Genomic DNA, 21,519 nt, shown 5'->3' on the forward strand with positions numbered 1-21,519 from the left:
GCGATAGTGCCTCCATCACAGAAGGAGGATTGTCATGACCCCGATCGCCCCCAGGCTTTATCACACGGTCCGCGGCTACGCCGGCCGGTTGAAGACGATGCACGACGAATTCCGCATGGCGCATTTCATGTATTCGCTGCCCGAGGATATCCGCAAGGATATCGGCTGGCCCGATTTCGAAGGTGGACGACTGACGCGGGGCCGCTAAATCTGGCCGCAGGAAGGAGTTCGCCATGACTGCAGCCAAGAAAATCGGTTTGGTGTTCATCGAAGGCTTCGCCGATTGGGAGTTTGGCCTCCTGTCGGCCTCGGCGGTCGAATGGTTCGGCGCGAAAGCCTTCTCGCTTACGCCGGATGGCAAGCCGGTCAAGTCGATGAGCGGTTTCAGCCTGACGCCGGATCGCAGCGCCGATCCGGCGGAAAACATGGATCTCGACGCCGTCGCCGTCATCGGCTCGGATAATTGGGCCGGAAAGAACCCGCCCGACGTCGCGACGCTTCTCCATTCCGTCAGGCAGCGTGGCGGCGTGGTCGGCGGCATCTGCGCCGGTACGCTGGCGCTCGCCCGCGCCGGCTTGTTCGCGCGGGCTTCCCACACCAGCAACGGCCGCGACTGGATCCTCGGGCACGAGCCAGGCTATGCAGGCTCCGCCAACTACCAAGACGTGCCGCACGCCGTTGCCGACGGCATCATTGTCTCGGCGCCGGGTTCGGCTCCTGGCACCTTCGCGCTCGAATTCCTGCGCGTGGTCTACCCGGACAAAGAGGCCCAGTTCGCGGAGATGCGGGCTTTATTTGGTCGCGAATATGCTGCAGCCTCCTGACAATATGCTGTCAGGAGGCTTGTGGCAGGAAGCCTACGCGGAATTCCGGTCAGGAACAGCATGAAAGATTGGAACGACAGGCTGAACACATCAGGCATCAACGGCATCAAGCCGTCGCCGCGGACGTTTTCCGATGTCGTCGAGGGCCAGCCTATGCTTGTTCCGACGGCGCGCCAGGTCGACGACTTCATCCGCTCGATCCCGGAAGGCATTCAGATGGACGTGCGTGCGCTGCGCACCGCCCTTGCGCTGGAGCACGGCGCCGAGGTTACCTGCCCGGTCACGATCGGCTATCATCTGCGCACCGTATCCGAAGCTGCGCACGAGGCCTTGGACAGGGGTGCTGCGCTCGCCGACATCACGCCTTTCTGGCGCGTGCTGTCCGGCAGGACGCCGACCACGAAGAAACTGTCATTCGGCGCGGACTTCGTCGCCGAGCAGAGAAATCGCGAAGGTTTGCAGGACTGACCCATGCGGCGAGCGGATCGGCTATTCCAGATCGTGCAGCATTTCCGCGGCGGCCGGCTGGTCACCGCGCAGAAACTCGGCGCGTGGCTCGAGGTCTCCGAGCGCACGATCTACCGCGACATAGCGGACCTGCAGTCGACCGGCGTGCCGATCGATGGAGAGGCCGGCGTCGGCTACATGATGAGGGAGGGTTTCGACCTTCCGCCGCTAATGTTCACACGTGATGAAATCGTTGCCCTTGTCGCAGGCGCCCGCATGGTCAGAGCCTTCGGCGGCGCCACCATGGCGCGCGCCGCGGAAGAGGCGCTGGTCAAGATCGGCGCGGTGCTGCCCGACGCCGAGAAGGATCGCATCGCCCGCACCGAGATTCACGCCCCGATGTGGGTGGTCAGCGACGCCGACCGCGCCCATATCGACCGCATCGAACGCGCCGTCGAAAAGCGCGAGGTGCTGACGCTGGACTATCGCGACGAGGCAGGTCGTCCATCGGCCCGCGACGTGCGCCCGCTCGGCCTGTGGTTCTGGGGCAAGGTCTGGACGCTGGTCGCCTGGTGCGAGATGCGCTCCGACTTCCGCGCCTTCCGCATCGACCGCATCGCGTCGGTCATGGTGACCGGCCGCATCTACAAGCCCGAGCGCGGCAAGCAGCTCACCGACTTCTACCGCTCGATGGAGCGCGGCGAACGCGCCGGCGACGCACCCGACCGCGCCAGCGGGTATTGAGCGGGCCAGCGGGCTACCAGCACGGCAGCGAATCGGCGATGCTGGACGGATGCAACCGCTTCCGGTAGAGGGCATGGGCTCGGGGGCCATCCGGATCGTCCGCTACGACCCGGCTTGGCCGTCGCTGTTCGGCACCATCGAACGCGAACTGATCCTTCGGCTGGGTGGCTTGCTCCGTTCGGCACACCACATCGGGAGCACGTCCGTGCCCGGTCTGGCGGCGAAACCCAAGATCGACGTCGACGCCGTGATCGAACCCGCCGCGAGGCTCGACGAGGCCGTCGCGCTGATGCGGTCCGAGCAAGGATGGGCTTTCCAAGGGGAACCCTATGGCGACGGCATGTGGACATTCACCCGTGGTCACGGGTCATGGGGCGCGCGGCTCTACCTTTGCGCGCCGGGCAGCGCCACGCATGAGAAGCGCATCCTGTTCCGCGACTGGCTGCGAACGCTCCCGGAGACGCCGAAGCCTATGAAGCTCTCAAGCGCCGCCTCTCAGTCGAGGCCGATGGCGACTGGAAGTTCTATACCGGCGGCAAAAGCGCCTTCGTTGAAGAAATCATCAGGCGGGCGAATGCACGGCTGATCTCCCCCATTGAAGGGTAGGCGGCCGGCAGTCCGGGGTGTTGGACATAGCCGCTTCGCCTTAATCGAGGGGAAAAACCTACTACTCGTCCTCGCTCTTGCCCTTCAGCGCCGACAGCTTTGCGAACACGGCATCGGCGTCGAGCTCGTCGTCCTCGCTCTTCACCTTGGGCTGCTCGGGCTGCAGCCGCTCGGTGAGCGCCGCGGGCAGCAGTGTGTCGCCGACCGGCGCGGCGGGCTCGCGGCCCTTCGAGGCGCGATTGACTTCGAGGTCGAGGTCGATCTGCGAGCAGAGGCCGAGCGTGACAGGATCCATGGGCACGAGATTGTTGGCGTTCCAATGCTTGCGGTCGCGAATCTGCTCGATCGTCGATTTCGTCGTGCCGACAAGGCGCGAGACCTGCGCGTCCTTCAGCTCCGGGTGGTTGCGGACCAGCCATAGGATCGCGTTCGGCCGGTCCTGCCGCTTCGACAGAGGCGTGTAGCGCGGCGCCTTGCGCTTCGAGTCCGGCACGCGGACCTTCGGGTCCGACAGCTGCAGGCGGTGGTTCTTGTCGGCGACGCCCCTGGCGATCTCCTCGCGCGTCAGCTGGCCGGTCATGATCGGGTCCATGCCCTTGATGCCCTGCGCGGACTCGCCGTCGGCGATCGCCTTGACCTCAAGCGGATGCAGGCCGCAGAATTGCGCGATCTGCTCGAAGGAGAGCGCGGTGTTGTCGACCAGCCAGACCGCGGTCGCCTTGGGCATCAGAAGCGTATTCGCCATCGCTAAATATCCTCTCGTTCGCCCGCGTCCCTGTCGCGGGCGGTGGTCAGACCACCGAATTTTTGGGGAAATCGGGGCGTATATAGCGGTGTTCGCCGCCGGGGGCAAGAATCTTCGCTATGCCCCGGTTCGTGTCATTGAATTGTCACGGCCGTGTCATCCGCCTGAAATAGCGGCGTCCCAAAGCATGGCTTCTTCTAATCTCGAGGGAGACGCCGCCATGCCGCGCCAATCGACACTCTTCGCTCTTACCGCAGCGCTTGCTGCCTCCGTTTCGTTGCCGGCCCATGCCGACATGATGTTCAACCGCATCGCGAGCTTCGCGGTGGCGGAAAACCTGCCTGCCGACATCGAGAAGACCACGCCGACCTCCTCCGAGATCATAACGGCGAGCGAAGACGGCATGACGCTCGTCTATTCCGACAGCCCGCTCGGCGCGGTCGGCTTCATAGACATCACCGATCCTAGGGCACCCAAGGCCGGCGGCATCGTCAAGATCGACGGCGAGCCGACCTCCGTCACCGTCGCCGGCGACAAGGCGCTTGCCGGCGTAAACACCTCTGAAAGCTACACCAGCCCGTCGGGCAATCTCACGGTCATAGATATCGCCTCCAAGGCGATCGAAAGCTCCTGCGACCTCGGCGGCCAGCCGGACTCGGTCGCGCTCAGCGCCGACAAGAGCTTCCTCGCCGTCGCCATCGAGAACGAGCGCGACGAGGATCTGAACGACGGCGTCATCCCGCAGATGCCGTCCGGCAATCTGAAGATCGTGCCGCTCGCCGCCGGTGTGCCGGATTGCGGCGCCATCAAGACGGTCGAGCTCACCGGCCTCGCGGCGATTGCTCCGGAGGACGCCGAGGTCGAGTTTGTCGACGTCAACAGCCAGGGCGAGATCGTCGTCACGCTGCAGGAGAACAATCACATCGCCATCGTCAACGGCAAGACCGGCGAGATCGTCTCCAACTTCTCCGCCGGCTCCGTCACGCTCGACGGGATCGACACCAAGAAGGACGGCAAGCTCTCCTTCACCGGCAAGATGGAAAACGTCCTGCGCGAACCCGACTCCGCAAAATGGCTCGACGACAACCGTTTCGTCGTCGCCAACGAAGGCGATTATGAAGGCGGGGCGCGCGGCTTCACCATCTTCTCCCGGAACGGCGAGGTGCTCTACGAGTCCGGCCCGTCGTTCGAATACGAGGTGGCGAATCTCGGCCACTATCCGGAGCACCGCAACAAGAAGGGCGTCGAGCCCGAGGGCCTGGCCACCGGCGCCTTCGGCGAGGACAAGCTGATCTTCGTCGGTTCCGAGCGCGGCTCTCTGGTCGGCGTCTACAAGGACACCGGGGCTGCCCCGGAACTTCTGCAGATACTGCCTTCGGGCATCGGCCCGGAAGGCCTGATCTCCATCCCCGCGCGCAATCTCCTCGTCACCGCCAACGAGACCGATCTCGTCGAAGACAACCTCGCCCGCTCTCATGTCATGATCTATGAGCGCGCCGAAGGCCCGGCCGTCTACCCGATGATCACGGCCAAGCTGACCGACGAAGGCACGCCGCTCGGCTGGGGCGCGCTATCCGCACTGGCCGTGGGCGACCAGGCCGGCAAGCTGTTCGCCGCCTCGGATTCGGTCTATTCGGCCCAGCCTTCGATCTTCACGATCGACGCCACCCAGACCCCGGCGCTCATCACCGGCAAGCTCGTGGTGACCCGCAACGGCGACCCGGCGCAGAAGATCGACATCGAAGGTCTCGTGGCCGACGGCGAAGGCGGCCTCTGGATCGCCAATGAAGGCGATGCGGCGAAGCTCGTCCCGCACGCTCTGCTCCACGTCAACGACAAGGGCGAGATCAAGCAGGAAATCGGCTTCCCCGTCGAGCTTCTCGCCGGCCAGACCCGCTTCGGCCTCGAAGGCATCACCACCATCGGCGAAGGCGACGACCTGACGCTGGTCATGGCCGTGCAGCGCGAATGGGGTGACGACCCCAAGGGCCAGACCAAGCTTTTGGCCTACAAGCCGAAGGCCAAGGAATGGTCGGCGGTGCGTTATCCGCTCGAAGCCGCCGAGGCCGGCTGGATGGGCCTGTCGGAGATCACCGCCTATGACGGCAAGCTCTACGTCATCGAGCGCGACAACCAGATCGGCGCCAACGCCAAGGTGAAACGCCTCTACTCCGTCTCGCTCGACGCCTTCAAGCCGGCCAAGCTCGGTGGCGACCTGCCCCTCGTCGAGAAGACGCTGGTGCGCGACCTGCTCGCCGACCTCAAGTCCGCGACCAACGGCTATGTCGTCGACAAGGTCGAGGGCTTCACGATCGACAAGAACGGCGAAGCCTTCGTGGTCACCGACAATGACGGCGTGGACGACTCTTCCGGCGAGACACTGTTCATTCGCCTCGGCAACATCAGCGCCGTGAACTGATCTCCGGCAATCGCTGCCTCAAGAGCCGCAAGCCTGCTTGCGGCTCATTTCACTCGCCCGCGCGGGGATCGCATAATGACTGTCATGTCCGCGTCTTCGCCGCCTCATCGAGAACCCAGCCGCGGAAGGCGATGATGCGCGGGTCGTCGGCCGCGCTTTGCGGGTAGACGAGGAAATAGCCGAATTCGGGCGCCATCCTGACGCCGAGCTCGAAGGGCTGCACCAGCCGCCCCTCGGAGAGATCGTGCGCGACCATGGCGAAATCGGCGAGCGCCACCGCGCTGCCGTCGATCGCCGCCTGGATCGCGTCGGACGAGGTGCCGAAGACCATTGTGCGGCTGTCGTCGAAATCGTCGACGCCGGCTGCCGCCATCCACATACGCCAGTTCGGCCAGGTGACGCCACGGCGCGACCATTCGATGTGAACGAGCCGGTGGCTGAAGAGATCGCGCGGCGTCGTTAGCGGCGGGCCGTTGCGCAGAAGCGCAGGGCTGCAGACCGGGACGATGACGTTGTCGAACAGCCGATCGGCGGCGAGACCGGGATATTTGCCGGCGCCGAAGCGGATGCCGACATCGACGTCGTCGCGGTCGAAGTCGCGCACTTCGTAGGAAATGTCGAAGCGCAGCTCGATGTCGGGGCGGATGGCGCGAAAACCGTCGATACGCCGCATCAGCCATTTGGCCGCGAAATGCGCGTCCGCCGTTACCTTGAGCAGTGACTGCCCGCGCGCCAGCTTTTGCGCGCGCGACACGGCTCGGTTCAAGAGGTCTATGGCGTCGGCCGAGGCTTCGGAAAGGACGGCGCCTGCCTCGGTCAGTCGCACCGTACGGCTGGTGCGGGCAAAAAGCGCCAAGCCGAGCTGATCTTCGAATTCCTTGATCTGATGGCTTACCGCCGCCGGGGTCAGGCCGAGTTCGTCGGCGGCGCGTGTGAAATTCAGGTGCCGGGCCGCCGCTTCCAACGTCCTCAAGGCACGGGTACCGGGCACGAAACGGACCATCATCTTCAAGGAAAGTTTGACGATCCTGTGAAAACTACTCGTTTCCCCATTTACTTTCAATGGATGAAGGTAGTTTCAGCCAAGAAATCATCAAACCGGATTTTTGCTCCGGAGAAGTTGGAACGTCCATGTCCATCGTCATTGACCCCAGCCGCCCAGGCACTTTGCGGCAGGCCACGGACTGGCTTCGCCAGGCAAGAGTTGCGCTTGCCCAGCCCGGTGCTCGAGTATCCGGCATGTCCGATCAGGAATTGCGGGATATCGGCCTGAAGCCCCGCTCGCTTACCAGCACCGTGTATCGGGAGATCGGCAAGACCGGGCTTGTCGACTTCGGCTGGCGTCTCGGGAGATAAGGCTGCAGCGATCTGACGGAAGGCTGCGACGAACTCCCTCTCCGTCAATCCCTGCAGAACTCACCGCCTCTCCCGCACCTGATGCGCGGAGAGGCGGCTTTTTGATTTCTACCGCAACACCTGCAAAATCGTGCGGTCGGAGAGGAAGGGCAGAAGCCTAGCCATGACCTTTGCCGTAACCGCCACGCAGCCCTGCGTCGGCGTGAAGCCCGGCCGCGCGAGGTGGAAGAAGATGGCGCTGCCGCGGCCGCGGCGGCGTGGCGCAATGTTCCAGTCGAGCACCAGGCAGTAATCGTAGAGCCTGTCGGCCCTGCGCATCGTCTCATGGCTTGCGCCATAAGGGATTTTCACCGGCCTGTTGTAGTTGCGGTCGTCGGACACCTCGCACCAGCCCAGATCCGCCTGGATTGGCGTCATCGCAAGTCTTGTGCGGCGGGCGGCGACGTGGTCGCCGCGAAAATAACCTGACAGGATTCGCATCGAGGCGAGCGGCGTTGCGCCGTCGCCCTCGCGCTTGTTGGCCGAGATTCCACCGCGCCCGAGCGCGCAGGCAAACACTGTTCTGCCGGCGGCGAGCAGGCCCTGCGTGGGGTTGCCCGGCCGTGCGCGCACGGTCAGCCGGGTAATGCCCCGCCTGTTTTTGCCCCATTGGGCCGGGCCGGGCCGGTTTTTTGCATTGTTGGCCTTACACTTATGTTTTTTCTTGTATGATCGTGACATAGACAAATCGCTCGGCCCAGGATTCCCTGACGTTCCCCATAATCGGGCAAGGGTCAACCGATAACCGGCTATCGATGGACTGAAGCATGACGTCTCGCACCATCCTTATTGTCGACGACGACGATGACCTGCGTTCGACGCTGGTCGAGCAGTTGTCGCTCTACAAGGAATTCGAGGTGTTGCAGGAGGCAACCGCCGGCAAGGGCGTTGCGACAGCTCGGGGCGGCGCTGTCGATCTGCTGATCATGGATGTCGGCCTTCCCGACATGGATGGACGCGAGGCCGTGAAACTGTTGCGCAAGGGCGGCTACAAGGCGCCGATCATCATGCTGACCGGCCAGGACACCGATTCCGACACGATCCTGGGGCTGGAAGCCGGCGCCAACGACTACGTGACGAAGCCGTTCCGTTTCGCTGTGCTGCTTGCCCGCATCCGGGCGCAGTTGCGTCAACACGAGCAGAGCGAGGACGCGACCTTCTCCGTCGGGCCCTATACGTTCAAGCCGAGCCAGAAGCTTTTGATCGACCAGCGCGGCGGCAAGGTGCGGCTGACCGAGAAGGAAGCCTCGATCATCAAATATCTCTACAGGGCCGATCAGAAGGTGGTTACGCGCGACGTGCTGCTCGAAGAGGTATGGGGCTACAATTCCGGCGTCACCACGCATACGCTGGAAACGCACGTTTACCGGTTGCGCCAGAAGATCGAGCGCGATCCTTCCAATGCAGAAATTCTTGTGACAGAAAGCGGCGGTTACAAGCTGGTCCCCTGAGGCGGAGAGGTAGGGAGCCGGAGCGGTACCGCAGGAGGAGCGCCAGACTGACTGTTCGGGGACTTCATGGCGCTGGATGATCACATCCGCATTCTGTCCGGCGTGAGGCTGTTCGAAGGCTTCGCGCAGGACCAGTTGCGTTTGCTCGCATTCGGCGCCGAAGCGATGAGCATTCCGGCAGGCAGGAAGCTCTACCGCGAGGATGACGACGCCGATTCCGCCTATATCGTCATTCGCGGCAAGGTCGGCCTCTATCGCGAGCATGAGGGTAATCGCGTCGAGGTGAGCACGGGAGGTCCCGGAACCGTGCTCGGCGAGATGGCCCTGATCGCGGACTCCCGCCGCCTGACCAGCGCGGAGGCGGCGACCGATGCCGAGGTGCTGCGCATCAACCGCTCGATGTTCCGCCGCATACTCGAGGAATATCCCGAGACGGCGGAAAGGCTGCGTCTGCAGATCATTGAGGATCTGCAGGCGCTGATCATGCGGATCGAGGAGGTCGGGGAGCGGCTGGGCTGATACTTCCGTGTCCGGCAGCTCGACCTCGAAGCAAAAAGGGCCTCATGCAGCGGGCCAAGACCTCTCCGGTCAGGATTCACAAGATCTGAACCGGCGCGCCGTTGCCGCTTCCGCGAGGAAAGGAGTTGCTTGCCGATGGGTCGCCCGCTGTCCTAGATTGCCGAAGAAAAGCGCCGCGGCCCAGCGGCATGAATCTCAAGGAGGCAAGGATGGCACTGACGATCAACGATACCGCGCCGGATTTCGAGGCGAACACGACCGAAGGCAAGATCCGGTTCCACGAGTGGCTCGGCGACAGCTGGGGTGTGTTGTTCTCGCATCCCAAGGATTTCACGCCGGTATGCACCACCGAGCTTGGCCGCATGGCGGCGCTGAAGCCCGAATTCGACAAGCGTGGGGTCAAGGTGATCGGACTCTCCGTCGACCCGGTCGACAACCACAAGAAGTGGTCGATCGATATTGCCGAAACGCAGGGGACCGCGCCAAACTATCCGATGATCGGCGACACCGACCTCAAAGTTTCGAAACTCTACGGCATGCTGCCGGCAGGAGCGGGCGAGACTTCCGAGGGCCGGACCGCGATGGACAACGCGACGGTGCGCACCGTTTTCGTGGTCGGGCCCGACAAGAAGATCAAGCTGGCGCTGATCTACCCGATGAGCACGGGGCGCAATTTCGACGAGATTCTGCGTGTGATCGATTCCATGCAGCTTACCGCCAAACACAAGGTGGCGACACCGGTCGACTGGAAGCAGGGGGAGGACGTGATCATCCTGGCCTCCGTTAGCGACGAGGACGCCAAGAAGCAGCACCCCGGCGGCTTCAAGACGATCCGGCCCTATCTGCGCACGGTAGCGCAGCCGAAATAGGCCGAACTACCGGCAACCGCCCGAGGCGTGGCCTCGGGCGGACAGGTTCTGCTTTCCGGAGGTAGCGCCATGATCTTTCGCCAGCTCTTCGATTCCACGTCCAGCACCTACAGCTACCTGATCGCCAGCCGGCACGGCGCGGAGGCGCTGATCATCGATCCGGTGCTTGAGAAGGTCGACCGCTACATCAAGCTGCTCAATGAGCTGGACCTGAGATTGGTGAAGGCGGTGGACACCCATCTCCATGCGGACCACGTCACCGGACTGGCCGAACTGCGCGACCGCACCCATTGCATCACCGCGATGGGCGAGCAGACCAAGGCCGACGTGGTGTCGATGCGGCTTGCCGACGGCGACAAGCTCGACATCGAGGGCGTTAGCCTGGACGTGATCTACACGCCAGGCCACACCGACGATTCCTATTCCTTCGCCATGCAGGACCGGGTCTTCACCGGCGATACGCTGCTCATCCGCGGCACGGGCCGTACCGACTTCCAGAACGGCGACCCGCGCCAGCAATACGATTCCATCTTCAACCGTCTGCTGAGGCTTCACGACGACACGATGGTTTTCCCGGCGCACGACTACAAAGGCGATACGGTGAGCACGATCGGCGAGGAGCGGCGCAACAATCCGCGCCTGCAGGTTCCTTCAGTCGACGCCTATATCGATCTGATGAACAACCTCAATTTGCCAAATCCGAAGATGATGGACGTGGCCGTGCCCGCCAACATGCATATCGGATTGCACCAGGAGCAGGTGGCGGCCAAGGGCTGGGCGGTGTCGGCGGATGCGGCGCTGAGGCTGCTCGGCCGTCCTGATGTGGCGCTGGTCGATCTGAGGGAGAAGAACGAGCGCGAGCGGCACGGGAAGATCCCCGGCGCACTGCATCTTCCCTATACGGAGATCGACGACAATGTGAAGCCGGGCGGCATCTTGCACCAGTTGGGCTCGATGCAGAAACTTGCCTTCTTCTGCGCCTTCGGCGAGCGCTCGGCGATGGCGGTGACCGCCGCACAGGAAGCCGGCATCGACTCGGCCTGCCATATCGAGGGCGGCATCGCCGCGTGGAAGAAGGCCGGGGGGCCTATCGAGCACTGAGGGTGGAAAAAGTTGCTGGAATGCGGCTTTGACAGCGCGATGCGCGCCTGCTCAAACGCTGCATGTCGAAAATCCTCGCCCTCGTCATCATCGGAATGATGGTCATCCAGCTGATCAAGCCGCTCGGCCTGCCGGGGCTTAGGCAGCGTCGCGATTTCTGGAAGCTGGCCGTGGCGGCCATGGTCGCGATCTCGCTGACGGTGCTGATCAGCCACGGGCGCTAACAAAAAAAAGCCCCGCAAAGCAGGGCTCTTGCAATCAAATTCTGATGCCTACGCGGCGGCCTTGACGCTGGACGCCTGGAAAATGCTGTCGATCGCCGAAGCCAGCGCCGCGTCGAATTGCGCATCGCTTTGTTTCGCCGACAGCCCCTCGGTCAGGGCGCGCGAGAAGCTCGCGATCATGCCGACATTGTGCCGCAGCTTTTCGTTGGCGTCGTCGCGGGAATAGCCTCCGGACAGCGCGACCACGCGCATGACGCGCGGATCGTCTATCAGAGGTTTGTAGAGGTTGGCTTTTGCGGGCAGCGTCAGCTTCAGCATGACCTGCTTGCCTGATGGCACGTCGTCGAGGTGTTTTTTGATCTCGGCGAGGAGGATGTCCTCGGCCGCCGCCTTGTCCGGTATTGAAATCGTGACTTCCGGCTCGATGATCGGAACGAGGCCGTGCGCCAGGATCTGTTTGCCGACTTGGAACTGCTGGTCGACGACGGCCGCGATGCCTTTCGGATTTGCCGCGTCGATCACCGAACGCATCTTGGTGCCGAATATCCCCTTCGCTACGGCGCGCTTCAACAGCGCGTCCAGGGCCGGCATAGGCTTCATCAGTTTGACGCCGTCGTTAGCTTCCGCCAGCCCGCTGTCGACCTTCAGGAAGGGCACCACATGGCGCTTTTCCCACAGATATTGCGCCGTCGGCGTGCCGTCGATGTCGCGGTCCATGGTTTGCTCGAACAGGATGGCGCCCATCACCTTGTCCCCGGTGAAGGCGGGGGACTTGATGATCCGCGCGCGCATCTGGTGGACGAGGTCGAACATCTCAGCCTCGTTCGACCAGGCGCTTTCGTCGATGCCGTAAAGCTTGAGCGCTTTCGGCGTAGAGCCACCCGACTGATCGAGCGCTGCAATGAAGCCGTCCTTTTTCGCGGCTTGCGCGGCCATGTCCTTGTTCATCAACTTCTCCTCAGTCGGGCGATTTCCGGAATTCATTACGTCAACCGGCGGGCCAGCGCCACAGTACGGCTGCCACGCCCGCCAATCTCAATCGATTCAATTGGAAGCGTCCGCGACGAACACGCCCTACTTGTGCTTCAGAACCTCGACGCCGGGAAGCTCCTTGCCCTCCATCCATTCGAGGAAGGCGCCGCCGGCGGTCGAGACATAGGTGAAATCGTCGGCGACGCCGGCGTGGTTGAGCGCCGCCACCGTGTCGCCGCCGCCGGCGACCGAAAGCAGCTCGCCGGCCTTGGTGCGTCTGGCGGCATGCCGGGCGACGGCCACCGTGGCCTTGTCGAAAGGCGCAATCTCGAAGGCGCCGAGCGGGCCGTTCCAGACCAGCGTCTCGGCGCGGTCGATCCATTCGTTGATCGTCTCGATGGTCTTGGGTCCGACATCGAGGATCATGCCGTCGGCGGGCACGGCGTTGATCGGCACCACCTCGCTGATCGCGCCGGCCTTGAACTCCTTTGCCACCACACCGTCGGACGGCAGTATGATCGCGCAGCCGGCAGTGGCCGCCTCAATCATGATCTGGCGCGCGGTCTGGGCAAGATCGTGCTCGCAGAGCGACTTGCCGACATTCTCGCCGCGCGCGGCCAAAAAGGTGTTGGCCATGCCGCCGCCGATGACCAGCGCGTCCACCTTCTTCACGAGGTTCATCAAAAGGTCGAGCTTGGTCGAGATTTTCGCGCCGCCCACGATGGCGACAACGGGGCGCTCGGGGTTGCCGAGGCCCTTCTCAAGGGCTTCAAGCTCGGCCTCCATGGTGCGGCCGGCATAGGCCGGCAGCAAATTGGCGAGCCCCTCGGTCGAGCAATGGGCGCGGTGCGCCGCCGAAAAGGCGTCGTTGACGAAAATGTCGCCGTTGGCGGCGAGCTTTTCGGTGAAGGCGCGGTCGTTCTTTTCCTCGGCCTTGTAGAAGCGGGTGTTTTCCAGGAGCGCGATGTCGCCGGGCATCATGGCGAAGATCGCGCCCTCGACCATCTTGCCGACGCAGTCCGGGATGAAGGTCACGTTGCGACCGATGATGTCCGAGGCTGCGCGCGCTATCGGCTCGAGCGACAGCTCAGGATCGGGGCCATCCTTAGGACGCCCGAAATGGGCGAGCAGAACGACTTTGGCGCCCTTGTCGGAAAGCTCCAGGATGGTTGGCGCCACGCGCTCGATGCGGGTGGCGTCGGTGACCTTGCCGTCCGAAACCGGCACGTTGAGATCGACGCGGACCAGCACGCGCTTGCCCTTGATGTCTCCGAGGTCGTCGAGGGTGCGGAAATGGGCCATGATGGTCTCCTTCAGGCAAAGCGCCGCCGGACATTATCGCGGCGCGGCGCGGATGCAAGACGACGATTCGGAGGTCAATTGCCGCGGCTGCTGTAGGAATCGGGTTTTTCGGTTTCCTCGGATGCAACCGCAGCGCCGCCGCCAGATCTTGCCCGCTTGAGGAAGCCGCGGATACGATCGATCAGTTCGACCGGGCTTAGAAATGCCGGGATACTGGCAACAGCCGGCGCCGGCTCGAGCGAGAGCCCAACCGAGGCGATGCGGCCCTGCTCATCCACGTCGCGAACGATAAGCTCGATCGTGCCGAGAGTCATGCGGTCGGCATATTCGGCGTGCCCGCCGAGCCGCTGCTGCATGAGCTGGCCGATGGTGAGCTTCATTTCGGCCTCGGTCAGGCCGGGGCTGTAGTTCGCCTCCAGTTCGGCGGCGGATCGCGCCGGATCGACTGCGAACGCGCCGAAGAAGTCGGCGTCGTCGGGGCTGACCTCGGTACGGCTGGCGAACAGTCGGTCAAGCAGCCGCGGATATCTGTCCGGGACGAAAATATAGACGTGGTCGCCGGCGACGAGGCGGCCGGATTCCTGGTACTTCATCGAGCGACCTTCGCGCACGACGAGAGACGGCCTTGCCCAGCGCGGTATGCGCTCGCCGCGCGCGACCGGACTGCCGGCGACGACCGTGTAGGCGAGCAGTTCGTGGTGCGCGGACCCCGGCAGTTCGAGTTCCACCTTCTCCAGCGGGCCGATGCGCTGCGGCACGATGAGGCCGAGCCGGCGTGCGAGCGGGCCGACCGTCCAGCCCTGGATGACCAGCGACACGAGAACGACGATGAAGGCGGTGTTGAATATGGCGCGGCCGTTTTCCAGCCCGCCGAGCAGTGGCGTGATGGCGAGCAGGATCGAGACCGCGCCGCGCAGGCCGACCCAGGAGATGAATGCGGTTTCCTGACGTGCAAAGCTGAACGGGATGAGGCACAGCCACACGGCCAGCGGTCGCGCGACGAAGATTAGGAACAGGCCGAGCGCGATCGAGACCGGCAATATGCCAAGGAACTGTGACGGCGTGGCGAACAGGCCGAGCACGAGGAACATGATGATCTGCGCCAGCCAGGAGACGCCGTCCTGGAAACGCTTGAGACTTGCCGCCGAGCGGAGGTTCGAGTTTCCTGCGACCAGTCCGGCGAGGTAGACGGCAAGGAAGCCTGACCCGCCGATGGCGCCGCCCGTCGCGAAGACGAGCAGGGAAAGCGTCAGCACGAAGATCGGCAGCAGGCCGTGGTCGAGGTTGAACCGGCCGACCAGGCGGACGATCGCCAGACCGCCGAGCACGCCGGCGATTGCGCCGAGACCCATATGAACGAAGAAGCCAACCACAAGGTCGACAACCAGCACCTCCGCCTGCGGGTCCAGGCCGGCTGCGATGACCTCGACCAGCGTGATGGTGAGGAAGATGGCGATCGGATCGTTGGTGCCGGACTCGATTTCCAGCGTGGATCTGACGCGGTCGCGCAAGAGCACGTTGCCGGCGCGCAGCAGGAAGAACACGGCCGCGGCGTCGGTGGAGGCAACCGCCGCGCCGAGCAGGAAGGATTCCAGCCAGCTGAAATCTGTCAGGTAGAAGGTCACCATGCCGAACAGTGCCGTGGTGATCATGACGCCGACAGTTGCGAGCGAAATAGCGGGCATCGCCGCCTGCCGGAGTGCGGTGACCGGCGTTCCGAATCCGGATTCGAACAGAATGACGGCAAGCGCCAGACAGCCGACGAAATAAGCGAGGCGGGCGTTGTCGAACTCGATGCCGAGGCCGTCGACGCCTGCCGCCAGCCCGAGGGCGAGGAAGAGGAGCAGCAACGGCGCGCCGAAGCGGAAGGCGATCAGGCTCGAAAACGCGGCGGCGAGCACCAGGGCAGTGCCAACCAGCGTGACGAGATAAATCGACTGATCCATTCCGGCGCGCCCCTCCGTCTCAAATTGGTCCTAGCGTGAAGTGAGGCGAAGACAAGGCGGCGCGCGAGGGCAGGCACGCTTTAGCCGGCTTGGGCGAAGATTTTCCGTTTCGCGGTGCGAAAACAAAACGCCCGGGCAAGCCGGGCGTTCGAGGATGTCTGGAAAGCAGACCGGACAGTTCAGGCGATGGTCTTGGCGAAAACGACCGCGGTATCGGCCATGCGGTTCGAGAAGCCCCACTCGTTGTCGTACCAGGAGAGCACCGAAACGAAGTTGCCGTCCATGACCTTGGTCTGGTCGAGCGCCAAGGTGGAGGAATGCGGATCGTGGTTGAAGTCGATCGAAACGTTCGGGTGAGCCGTCACGGCGAGCACGCCCTTCAGCTTGCCCTTCGAGGCGGCGATCACCGCATTGTTGATCTCCTCGACCGTCGTGCTCCGTTTGGCGATGAACTTGAAGTCGACGACGGAGACGTTGGGTGTCGGCACGCGGATCGAGATGCCGTCGAGCTTGCCCTTCAACTCGGGAATCACGAGGCCGATGGCCTTGGCGGCGCCGGTCGAGGTCGGGATCTGCGACAGGGCGGCCGCGCGGGCGCGGTAGAGATCCTTGTGCATCGTGTCCAGCGTCGGCTGGTCGCCGGTGTAGGAGTGGATTGTCGTCATCATGCCCTTCTCGATGCCGACCGCTTCATGCAGCACTGCCGCCAGCGGAGCCAGGCAATTGGTGGTGCAGGACGCGTTCGAGATGACGATGTGGTCCTTCGACAGCTTTTCGTGGTTGACGCCGTAGACAACGGTCAGGTCGGCGCCGTCGGACGGAGCCGAGACGATGACGCGCTTGGCGCCGGCCGCCAGATGCGCGGCCGCCTTGTCGCGGGCGGTGAAGATGCCGGTGCACTCCATCGCGATGTCGACGCCGAGATCCTTCCAGGGAAGCTGGGCCGGGTCCTTGACGGCCAGCACCTTGAACTTCTCGCCGTTGCCGATGGTGATGGTATCGCCTTCGACGCCGACTTCCTGCGGGAACTTTCCATGCACGCTGTCGAAGCGGAGCAGGTGCGCGTTGGTCTCGACCGGGCCGAGATCGTTGACGGCAACGATGTCGATATCCTTGCGGCCAGACTCGTAGATGGCGCGCACGATGTTGCGGCCGATGCGGCCAAATCCGTTGATTGCAACTCTGACAGCCATGTCGTTCTCCTGCAGCGCTATGGGACGGGTCGCCGCTTCATAGCGACGAAAGCGGAAAGAATCCAGATATGCCGGACGCAAATTTAAATCGATTAGCGCCCGACCGATTGAGCCAGACCGGCGATTTCGTCAACGGATACCGGCGCGCGCCTCAGGGATGCGGGCGCGCAGGTTCGCTGGCGGGGATTGCGCGCGCGTCCTCGCCTTTCGGCACCCCGTTCCTGACTCGCTCAGCCGCGATCTTGGCGACGGCGTCGGCGGTGATACCGAAATATTTATAGAGCTCCTTGGCCGGCGCGCTTGCGCCGAAACCGGTCATGCCGACGAAGGCACCGTCCGAGCCGACGAAGCGATCCCACCCAAAGCGCAGCGCCGCCTCGACAGCAATCTTCACCGGAGCGTTGCCGAGGACCTTTTCGCGATAGGCCTTGTCCTGCTCCTCGAACAATTCGAAGCAGGGCACGGAGACGACGCGCGTCGGCGTGCCGTCCTTCTGCAGCAGGTCGCGCGCGTCGAGGGCGATCTCGATCTCGGAGCCACTAGCGAAGATGGTAACTTTCGCGTCTGCACCGTCGGCCGACGCAAGTTCGTAGGCACCCTTCGCCGACAGGTTTTCGGCCACATATTCCGTGCGCACGGCGCGCAGGTCCTGGCGGGTGAGCACCAGTGTCGACGGCGCCTTTTGCGAATGGATCGCGGCCTGCCAGCACTCGGCCGTCTCGGTCGCGTCGGCTGGCCGGAAGACGAGGTGGTTGGGGATGGCGCGCATGGCTGCAAGATGCTCGACCGGCTGATGCGTCGGGCCGTCTTCGCCGAGCCCGATGGAATCGTGCGTCATGACGAAAAGCGAACGGATGCCCATCAGTGAAGACAGGCGCAGCGCCGGCCGCGCATAGTCGGTGAAGCAGAAGAAGGTGCCGCCGTAGGGGATCAGCCCGCCATGCAGCGCGATGCCGTTGATGGCGGCGGCCATAGCGTGCTCGCGGATGCCGTAATGGACGTAGCGGTTGCCGTAATTGCCGGCCGACAGTTCCTTGGTCTGGCTGGTTTTGGTATTGTTGGAGGGCGTCAGGTCGGCCGAGCCGCCAATCGTCTCGGCGAGCGCGCCGTTGATCACTTCGAGCGCCATCTCGGACGACTTGCGGGTGGCGACCTTCGGCTTGTCGACGGCGAGCTTCTGTTTGTAAGCGGCGATGGCGTCGTCGAAGTCTGCAGGCAGCTTGCCGGCGACGCGGCGCTCGAACTCGGCGCGCCCGTCGCCGGATGCGGCGACGCGCTTGTCCCAATCGGCGCGTGGGGCCGCACCGCGCGAACCGGCATCGCGCCACGCCGACAGGACCTCGTCCGGGATCACGAAGGGCGGCGAATCCCAGTTCAGCGCTTTGCGCGCACCGGCAATTTCCTCGGCGCCGAGCGGCGAACCATGCGCGGCCTTGGTGCCGGCCTTGGTCGGCGCGCCGAAGCCGATGGTGGTCTTGGCAGCGATCAGCGTCGGGCGGTCCGATTTGTGGGCTGTCTCGATCGCCGCGGCGATCGCCTCGGGATCGTGGCCGTCGATATGGAAGGCGTTCCAGCCGGACGCCTTCACGCGCGCGACCTGGTCGGTCGAATCCGATAGCGAGACCGCGCCGTCGATGGAAATGTTGTTGTTATCCCAGAAGACGATCAGCTTGTTGAGCTTCAAATGGCCGGCGAGAGCGATCGCCTCCTGGCTGATGCCCTCCATCAGGCAGCCGTCGCCGCAGATTACGTAGGTATGGTGATCGACGAGGTCGTCGCCGAACTGTGCATTCATGACACGCTCGGCGAGCGCCATGCCGACCGAATTGGCGAGGCCCTGGCCAAGGGGGCCGGTTGTCGTCTCGATGCCCGCGGCGAAACCGTATTCCGGATGGCCGGCGGTCTTGGAGCCGAGCTGGCGGAAACGCTCGATCTGGTCGATCGTCATATCCTCATAGCCGGTCAGGTAGAGACACGAATAGAGCAGCATCGAGCCGTGGCCGGCCGACAAGACGAAGCGGTCGCGGTCGGGCCAATGGGGGTTTTTCGGGTCGAATTTCAGGTAGCGCGTGAAGAGGACCGTTGCGATATCGGCGCAGCCCATGGGCAGGCCGGGATGACCGGAGTTCGCCTTCTCGACGGCGTCCATGGAAAGGAAGCGAATGGCGTTGGCCATCCGGTCATGCTTGTCGCGCGAGGCCATGGTTCCTCCGTTGTCGGATTGAGCAGGTGAGAGCCGGAAAAGTCGCGCGACACATAGCAGGCACGGCTTCGGAGTCAACAAACTGAAGGGCCGGCGGCGGACGTTCAGGTCTTCGGCGCGCGTTTCAGGAAGTCGACGAAGGCGCGAAGCGGTCCCGGCATGTGGCGTCGGCTGTGATAATAGAGGAACGGTCCCGAGAAGGGAGGTAGCCAGTCGTCGAGCACGCCTTCGAGGTTGCCGCTTGCAAGATGCGGCGCGAGGAAGTCCTCGAATGTGGCGATAAGGCCGAGCCCTTCGATAGCGGCTGCAATCTCGAGTTCGATCGCGTTGCTGACAAGCGGCCCCTGCGGCACGACGCGAACGATCTCGCCGTTCTTCTCGAATTCGAGCTGGTGCGAGACCCCGCTCGCAAATCGGTGCCGGATCACGGCGTGATCTATGACTTCCGACGGATGGATCGGACGGCCGTGCTTTTCCAGGTATGAGGGAGCGCCGGCAAGGACGAAACGCTGCTGCCTGGGCCCGAGCGGCACCGCGATCATGTCGCGTTCCAGTCTTTCATCGTAGCGCACGCCGGCGTCGAAGCCGGCCACCAGCACGTCGATGAACGTGTCGTCGGCGGAAACCTCCATCGTGATGCCGGGATGCTCGCGAAGGAAGCGCGCGACCAGCGGTGGCAGGATCACGCGCGCGACGATGGTCGGCACGTTGAGGCGTAGCGTGCCGACCGGGCTATCGCGGAAGGAATTGACCGCATCGAGCGCGGCGCTGACCTCGCCGAGGGCCGGAACGAGCCGCTCGAACAATTGCGCGCCCGCATCGGTCAGCGTCATGGCGCGCGTCGTGCGGTTGATCAGGCGGACGCCCAGCGTGGCCTCAAGCCGGCGTAGCGCCTCGCTGAGCGCAGAAGCCGACACGCCGCGCCTCGCCGCGGCCGTGCGGAAACCACCTGCGCGCACGATTGCGGTGAAGGCGTCGAGATCGTCGTAGTTTGGCGTTGGCATTGTACGAATTCCCGCACAAGTCGTTCACGTTTATACGGGTTATCGTACGACAGAGGCAAGCGCATATTGGGTCCATCAGTTCCGGCAAAGGAGAAGAACGATGGAAAACCGCAAGCTCGGACTCACCGGTCCCGAAACGTCCGCGCTCGGGCTCGGCTGCATGGGCATGTCGGATCTGTATGGGCCTGCCGACCGCAGCGAAAGCCTGGCAACGATCGATGCCGCGATGGAGGCCGGTATCACGCTCATCGACACGGGCGATTTCTACGGCATGGGTCACAACGAGATGTTGATCGCGGAGGCGCTGAAGGGCGGCCGCCGCGACAGGGCGCTGATCAGCGTGAAGTTCGGCGCCATGCGCGACCCCTCGGGCAGTTGGATCGGCTACGACGCGAGGCCGGCGGCGGTGAAGAACTTTGCCGCTTATTCGCTCAAGCGGCTGGGCACCGACCACATCGACATCTACCGGCCGGCCCGGCTCGACCCCAACGTGCCGATCGAGGATACGGTGGGAGCCATCGCCGACCTGGTGAAGGAAGGCCACGTCCGTCACATCGGCTTGTCGGAGGTCGGCGGCGAGACCCTTAGGCGCGCTGCGGCGGTTCATCCGATCGTCGATCTGCAGATCGAATATTCACTGATTTCGCGCGGCATCGAGGAGGCGATCCTGCCCGCCTGCCGGGAACTGGGCATAGGCGTCACCGCCTATGGGGTCCTGTCGCGCGGCCTGATCAGCGGCCACTGGACCAAGGCGCCGCTCGGCCAGACCGACTTCCGTAGCATGAGCCCGCGCTTCCAGGGCGAGAACCTCGACCAGAACCTCGTGCTGGTGGAGGCCCTGCGCAAGGTGGCTGATAAGAAGGGCGTGACCGTCGCTCAGATCGCCATCGCCTGGGTGGCCGCACAAGGAAAGGACATCGTGCCGCTGATCGGCGCGCGCCGCCGCGAACGCCTGGCCGAAGCACTGGCCAGCTTCGACGTGACGCTCGACATGTCCGATCTTGCTGCGATCGAACAGGCCGTGCCGAAGGGCGTGGCCGCCGGCGAACGTTACAATGCGCATGCGATGGCTAGCCTAGACAGCGAGCGCTGAGCCATCCCGCCGGCGGCGGACTATTTCCGTCGCCGGCGACCGATTGCCGTGATTTGCAGCCTGTCCTTTGCGGGGGACAGCGCCGAGAGCTTTATTGACGGCCAATTCACACGGTGCCTAATGTTTCCCGAGTAAATCGTTCTGAATCCGGTCGATTCGGTGATGGGCGGGTCGGATACGGGAGCCATGACCGCGGAAGCCACGTTGAAAGAGGTCCTCGCCCGACTGGGAAGGGCAATGGACGCGCTGGAGAATGCGGTCAACGCACGGCTCGAGCACGAGCAGGATTATTCCGAGGCGGAAGCCGAGGTGCAGCGCATGAATGCCGACCGTGCTCGGCTGGCGCAGGAACTCGACAATTCCGAAGCACGAGGCGAGCGGCTCGAGGAAGCCAACAAGGAGGTCTCGCGCCGGCTGGTGACGGCAATGGAGACAATCCGCGCCGTGCTCGACAGGTAGGAC

At 63.8% G+C, this 21,519-nt stretch carries 22 protein-coding genes and 1 pseudogene; 13 read left to right on the forward strand and 10 right to left on the reverse strand.

The genetic code is table 11. The features are described 5' to 3' along the window. The first annotated feature begins 34 nt into the window (after nucleotides 1-34). The 5 genes and pseudogenes from ABLE71_RS10075 (at nucleotide 35) to ABLE71_RS10095 (ending at nucleotide 2,621) form a co-directional block, all read left to right on the forward strand. Nucleotides 35-208 carry a hypothetical protein gene (locus ABLE71_RS10075; protein ID WP_348783201.1) on the forward strand — a complete coding sequence of 58 codons (174 nt, stop codon included), beginning with the start codon at nucleotides 35-37 and terminating at the stop codon, nucleotides 206-208. Between the two features lie 25 nt (nucleotides 209-233). After that, nucleotides 234-824 carry a DJ-1/PfpI family protein gene (locus tag ABLE71_RS10080; protein WP_348783202.1) on the forward strand — a complete coding sequence of 197 codons (591 nt, stop codon included), beginning with the start codon at nucleotides 234-236 and terminating at the stop codon, nucleotides 822-824. Nucleotides 825-884: 60 nt separating this feature from the next. Continuing rightward, entirely contained in the window at nucleotides 885-1,292 is a 408-nt protein-coding gene (locus ABLE71_RS10085) for a hypothetical protein (protein WP_348783203.1), read from the forward strand. Between the two features lie 3 nt (nucleotides 1,293-1,295). Beyond that, complete coding sequence (locus ABLE71_RS10090) at nucleotides 1,296-2,015, forward strand: YafY family protein (RefSeq protein WP_348783204.1); 720 nt, start codon at nucleotides 1,296-1,298, stop codon at nucleotides 2,013-2,015. Nucleotides 2,016-2,088: 73 nt separating this feature from the next. Then, nucleotides 2,089-2,621: pseudogene (locus tag ABLE71_RS10095) on the forward strand (GrpB family protein). 61 nt (nucleotides 2,622-2,682) lie between these two features. Here the strand turns inward: ABLE71_RS10095 and ABLE71_RS10100 are convergent. Then, a complete protein-coding gene (locus ABLE71_RS10100) occupies nucleotides 2,683-3,366 on the reverse strand; it encodes a DUF1013 domain-containing protein (protein WP_348783205.1) in 684 nt (227 codons plus the stop codon). A gap of 220 nt (nucleotides 3,367-3,586) precedes the next feature. On the opposite strand from ABLE71_RS10100, the gene ABLE71_RS10105 reads away from it, so the two are divergent. After that, on the forward strand, nucleotides 3,587-5,785 hold the full coding sequence (locus tag ABLE71_RS10105; protein WP_348783206.1) for an esterase-like activity of phytase family protein: 2,199 nt from the start codon (nucleotides 3,587-3,589) through the stop codon (nucleotides 5,783-5,785). 82 nt (nucleotides 5,786-5,867) lie between these two features. On the opposite strand, the gene gcvA is transcribed toward ABLE71_RS10105, so the two are convergent. From gcvA to ABLE71_RS10120, 3 genes are read right to left on the reverse strand one after another with little or no spacing between them, the layout of a single operon-like run. Then, nucleotides 5,868-6,788: a transcriptional regulator GcvA gene (gcvA, locus tag ABLE71_RS10110; RefSeq protein WP_348783713.1), complete on the reverse strand. Its 921-nt coding sequence runs from the start codon at nucleotides 6,786-6,788 to the stop codon at nucleotides 5,868-5,870. Nucleotides 6,789-6,844: 56 nt separating this feature from the next. Next, complete coding sequence (locus ABLE71_RS10115) at nucleotides 6,845-7,189, reverse strand: hypothetical protein (RefSeq protein WP_348783207.1); 345 nt, start codon at nucleotides 7,187-7,189, stop codon at nucleotides 6,845-6,847. 60 nt (nucleotides 7,190-7,249) lie between these two features. Continuing rightward, nucleotides 7,250-7,861 (reverse strand): L,D-transpeptidase, encoded by a 612-nt coding sequence (locus tag ABLE71_RS10120; protein WP_348783208.1) that lies wholly within the window; start codon nucleotides 7,859-7,861, stop codon nucleotides 7,250-7,252. A gap of 86 nt (nucleotides 7,862-7,947) precedes the next feature. Between ABLE71_RS10120 and ABLE71_RS10125 the strand changes: the two genes are divergently transcribed. The 5 genes from ABLE71_RS10125 to ABLE71_RS10145 all read left to right on the forward strand — a co-directional run bounded on the left by ABLE71_RS10125 (nucleotide 7,948) and on the right by ABLE71_RS10145 (nucleotide 11,344). Further along, nucleotides 7,948-8,631, forward strand: coding sequence for a response regulator transcription factor (locus ABLE71_RS10125; protein ID WP_348783209.1), 684 nt, complete (start codon nucleotides 7,948-7,950; stop codon nucleotides 8,629-8,631). A gap of 66 nt (nucleotides 8,632-8,697) precedes the next feature. Beyond that, a complete protein-coding gene (locus ABLE71_RS10130) occupies nucleotides 8,698-9,150 on the forward strand; it encodes a cyclic nucleotide-binding domain-containing protein (RefSeq protein WP_348783210.1) in 453 nt (150 codons plus the stop codon). A 209-nt stretch (nucleotides 9,151-9,359) separates the two neighbouring features. Then, nucleotides 9,360-10,019, forward strand: coding sequence for a peroxiredoxin (locus ABLE71_RS10135; RefSeq protein WP_348783211.1), 660 nt, complete (start codon nucleotides 9,360-9,362; stop codon nucleotides 10,017-10,019). A 69-nt stretch (nucleotides 10,020-10,088) separates the two neighbouring features. Continuing rightward, nucleotides 10,089-11,120: an MBL fold metallo-hydrolase gene (locus tag ABLE71_RS10140; RefSeq protein WP_348783212.1), complete on the forward strand. Its 1,032-nt coding sequence runs from the start codon at nucleotides 10,089-10,091 to the stop codon at nucleotides 11,118-11,120. Nucleotides 11,121-11,182: 62 nt separating this feature from the next. After that, nucleotides 11,183-11,344, forward strand: a complete 162-nt coding sequence (locus tag ABLE71_RS10145; protein ID WP_348783213.1) for a hypothetical protein — start codon at nucleotides 11,183-11,185, stop codon at nucleotides 11,342-11,344. 48 nt (nucleotides 11,345-11,392) lie between these two features. Here ABLE71_RS10145 and ABLE71_RS10150 read toward each other — a convergent pair whose 3' ends face one another. The 6 genes from ABLE71_RS10150 to ABLE71_RS10175 form a co-directional block, all read right to left on the reverse strand. Further along, nucleotides 11,393-12,292, reverse strand: coding sequence for a fructose bisphosphate aldolase (locus tag ABLE71_RS10150; protein ID WP_348783214.1), 900 nt, complete (start codon nucleotides 12,290-12,292; stop codon nucleotides 11,393-11,395). A 126-nt stretch (nucleotides 12,293-12,418) separates the two neighbouring features. Further along, nucleotides 12,419-13,618, reverse strand: a complete 1,200-nt coding sequence (locus tag ABLE71_RS10155; protein WP_348783215.1) for a phosphoglycerate kinase — start codon at nucleotides 13,616-13,618, stop codon at nucleotides 12,419-12,421. Between the two features lie 74 nt (nucleotides 13,619-13,692). Continuing rightward, nucleotides 13,693-15,564, reverse strand: coding sequence for a potassium/proton antiporter (locus ABLE71_RS10160; RefSeq protein ID WP_348783216.1), 1,872 nt, complete (start codon nucleotides 15,562-15,564; stop codon nucleotides 13,693-13,695). A 179-nt stretch (nucleotides 15,565-15,743) separates the two neighbouring features. Further along, on the reverse strand, nucleotides 15,744-16,757 hold the full coding sequence (gene gap / locus ABLE71_RS10165; RefSeq protein WP_348783217.1) for a type I glyceraldehyde-3-phosphate dehydrogenase: 1,014 nt from the start codon (nucleotides 16,755-16,757) through the stop codon (nucleotides 15,744-15,746). 151 nt (nucleotides 16,758-16,908) lie between these two features. Beyond that, nucleotides 16,909-18,960 carry a transketolase gene (tkt, locus tag ABLE71_RS10170; RefSeq protein WP_348783218.1) on the reverse strand — a complete coding sequence of 684 codons (2,052 nt, stop codon included), beginning with the start codon at nucleotides 18,958-18,960 and terminating at the stop codon, nucleotides 16,909-16,911. A gap of 104 nt (nucleotides 18,961-19,064) precedes the next feature. After that, nucleotides 19,065-19,964 carry a LysR family transcriptional regulator gene (locus ABLE71_RS10175; RefSeq protein ID WP_348783219.1) on the reverse strand — a complete coding sequence of 300 codons (900 nt, stop codon included), beginning with the start codon at nucleotides 19,962-19,964 and terminating at the stop codon, nucleotides 19,065-19,067. A gap of 100 nt (nucleotides 19,965-20,064) precedes the next feature. Between ABLE71_RS10175 and ABLE71_RS10180 the strand changes: the two genes are divergently transcribed. Both ABLE71_RS10180 and ABLE71_RS10185 read left to right on the forward strand, forming a co-directional pair. Then, the gene (locus ABLE71_RS10180) at nucleotides 20,065-21,057 is read left to right on the forward strand and encodes an aldo/keto reductase (protein ID WP_348783220.1); all 993 of its coding nucleotides are present in this window, start codon (nucleotides 20,065-20,067) and stop codon (nucleotides 21,055-21,057) included. Between the two features lie 186 nt (nucleotides 21,058-21,243). Next, complete coding sequence (locus tag ABLE71_RS10185) at nucleotides 21,244-21,516, forward strand: DUF4164 domain-containing protein (protein WP_348783221.1); 273 nt, start codon at nucleotides 21,244-21,246, stop codon at nucleotides 21,514-21,516. Nucleotides 21,517-21,519: the final 3 nt, after the last annotated feature.

Source organism: Mesorhizobium sp. KR9-304 (genome assembly GCF_040049215.1).
Classification (GTDB): Bacteria; Pseudomonadota; Alphaproteobacteria; order Rhizobiales; family Rhizobiaceae; genus Mesorhizobium_K.

Excerpts from the sequence above, each read along its gene's own strand:
- ABLE71_RS10075 (WP_348783201.1), top strand. The coding sequence starts at position 35 with ATGACCCCGATCGCCCCCAGGCTTTATCACACGGTCCGCGGCTACGCC.
- ABLE71_RS10080 (WP_348783202.1), top strand. The coding sequence starts at position 234 with ATGACTGCAGCCAAGAAAATCGGTTTGGTGTTCATCGAAGGCTTCGCC.
- ABLE71_RS10085 (WP_348783203.1), top strand. The coding sequence starts at position 885 with ATGAAAGATTGGAACGACAGGCTGAACACATCAGGCATCAACGGCATC.
- ABLE71_RS10090 (WP_348783204.1), top strand. The coding sequence starts at position 1,296 with ATGCGGCGAGCGGATCGGCTATTCCAGATCGTGCAGCATTTCCGCGGC.
- ABLE71_RS10100 (WP_348783205.1), bottom strand. The coding sequence starts at position 3,366 with ATGGCGAATACGCTTCTGATGCCCAAGGCGACCGCGGTCTGGCTGGTC.
- ABLE71_RS10105 (WP_348783206.1), top strand. The coding sequence starts at position 3,587 with ATGCCGCGCCAATCGACACTCTTCGCTCTTACCGCAGCGCTTGCTGCC.
- gcvA (WP_348783713.1), bottom strand. The coding sequence starts at position 6,788 with ATGGTCCGTTTCGTGCCCGGTACCCGTGCCTTGAGGACGTTGGAAGCG.
- ABLE71_RS10120 (WP_348783208.1), bottom strand. The coding sequence starts at position 7,861 with ATGTCACGATCATACAAGAAAAAACATAAGTGTAAGGCCAACAATGCA.
- ABLE71_RS10125 (WP_348783209.1), top strand. The coding sequence starts at position 7,948 with ATGACGTCTCGCACCATCCTTATTGTCGACGACGACGATGACCTGCGT.
- ABLE71_RS10130 (WP_348783210.1), top strand. The coding sequence starts at position 8,698 with ATGGCGCTGGATGATCACATCCGCATTCTGTCCGGCGTGAGGCTGTTC.
- ABLE71_RS10135 (WP_348783211.1), top strand. The coding sequence starts at position 9,360 with ATGGCACTGACGATCAACGATACCGCGCCGGATTTCGAGGCGAACACG.
- ABLE71_RS10140 (WP_348783212.1), top strand. The coding sequence starts at position 10,089 with ATGATCTTTCGCCAGCTCTTCGATTCCACGTCCAGCACCTACAGCTAC.
- ABLE71_RS10145 (WP_348783213.1), top strand. The coding sequence starts at position 11,183 with ATGTCGAAAATCCTCGCCCTCGTCATCATCGGAATGATGGTCATCCAG.
- ABLE71_RS10150 (WP_348783214.1), bottom strand. The coding sequence starts at position 12,292 with ATGAACAAGGACATGGCCGCGCAAGCCGCGAAAAAGGACGGCTTCATT.
- ABLE71_RS10155 (WP_348783215.1), bottom strand. The coding sequence starts at position 13,618 with ATGGCCCATTTCCGCACCCTCGACGACCTCGGAGACATCAAGGGCAAG.
- ABLE71_RS10160 (WP_348783216.1), bottom strand. The coding sequence starts at position 15,564 with ATGGATCAGTCGATTTATCTCGTCACGCTGGTTGGCACTGCCCTGGTG.
- gap (WP_348783217.1), bottom strand. The coding sequence starts at position 16,757 with ATGGCTGTCAGAGTTGCAATCAACGGATTTGGCCGCATCGGCCGCAAC.
- tkt (WP_348783218.1), bottom strand. The coding sequence starts at position 18,960 with ATGGCCTCGCGCGACAAGCATGACCGGATGGCCAACGCCATTCGCTTC.
- ABLE71_RS10175 (WP_348783219.1), bottom strand. The coding sequence starts at position 19,964 with ATGCCAACGCCAAACTACGACGATCTCGACGCCTTCACCGCAATCGTG.
- ABLE71_RS10180 (WP_348783220.1), top strand. The coding sequence starts at position 20,065 with ATGGAAAACCGCAAGCTCGGACTCACCGGTCCCGAAACGTCCGCGCTC.
- ABLE71_RS10185 (WP_348783221.1), top strand. The coding sequence starts at position 21,244 with ATGACCGCGGAAGCCACGTTGAAAGAGGTCCTCGCCCGACTGGGAAGG.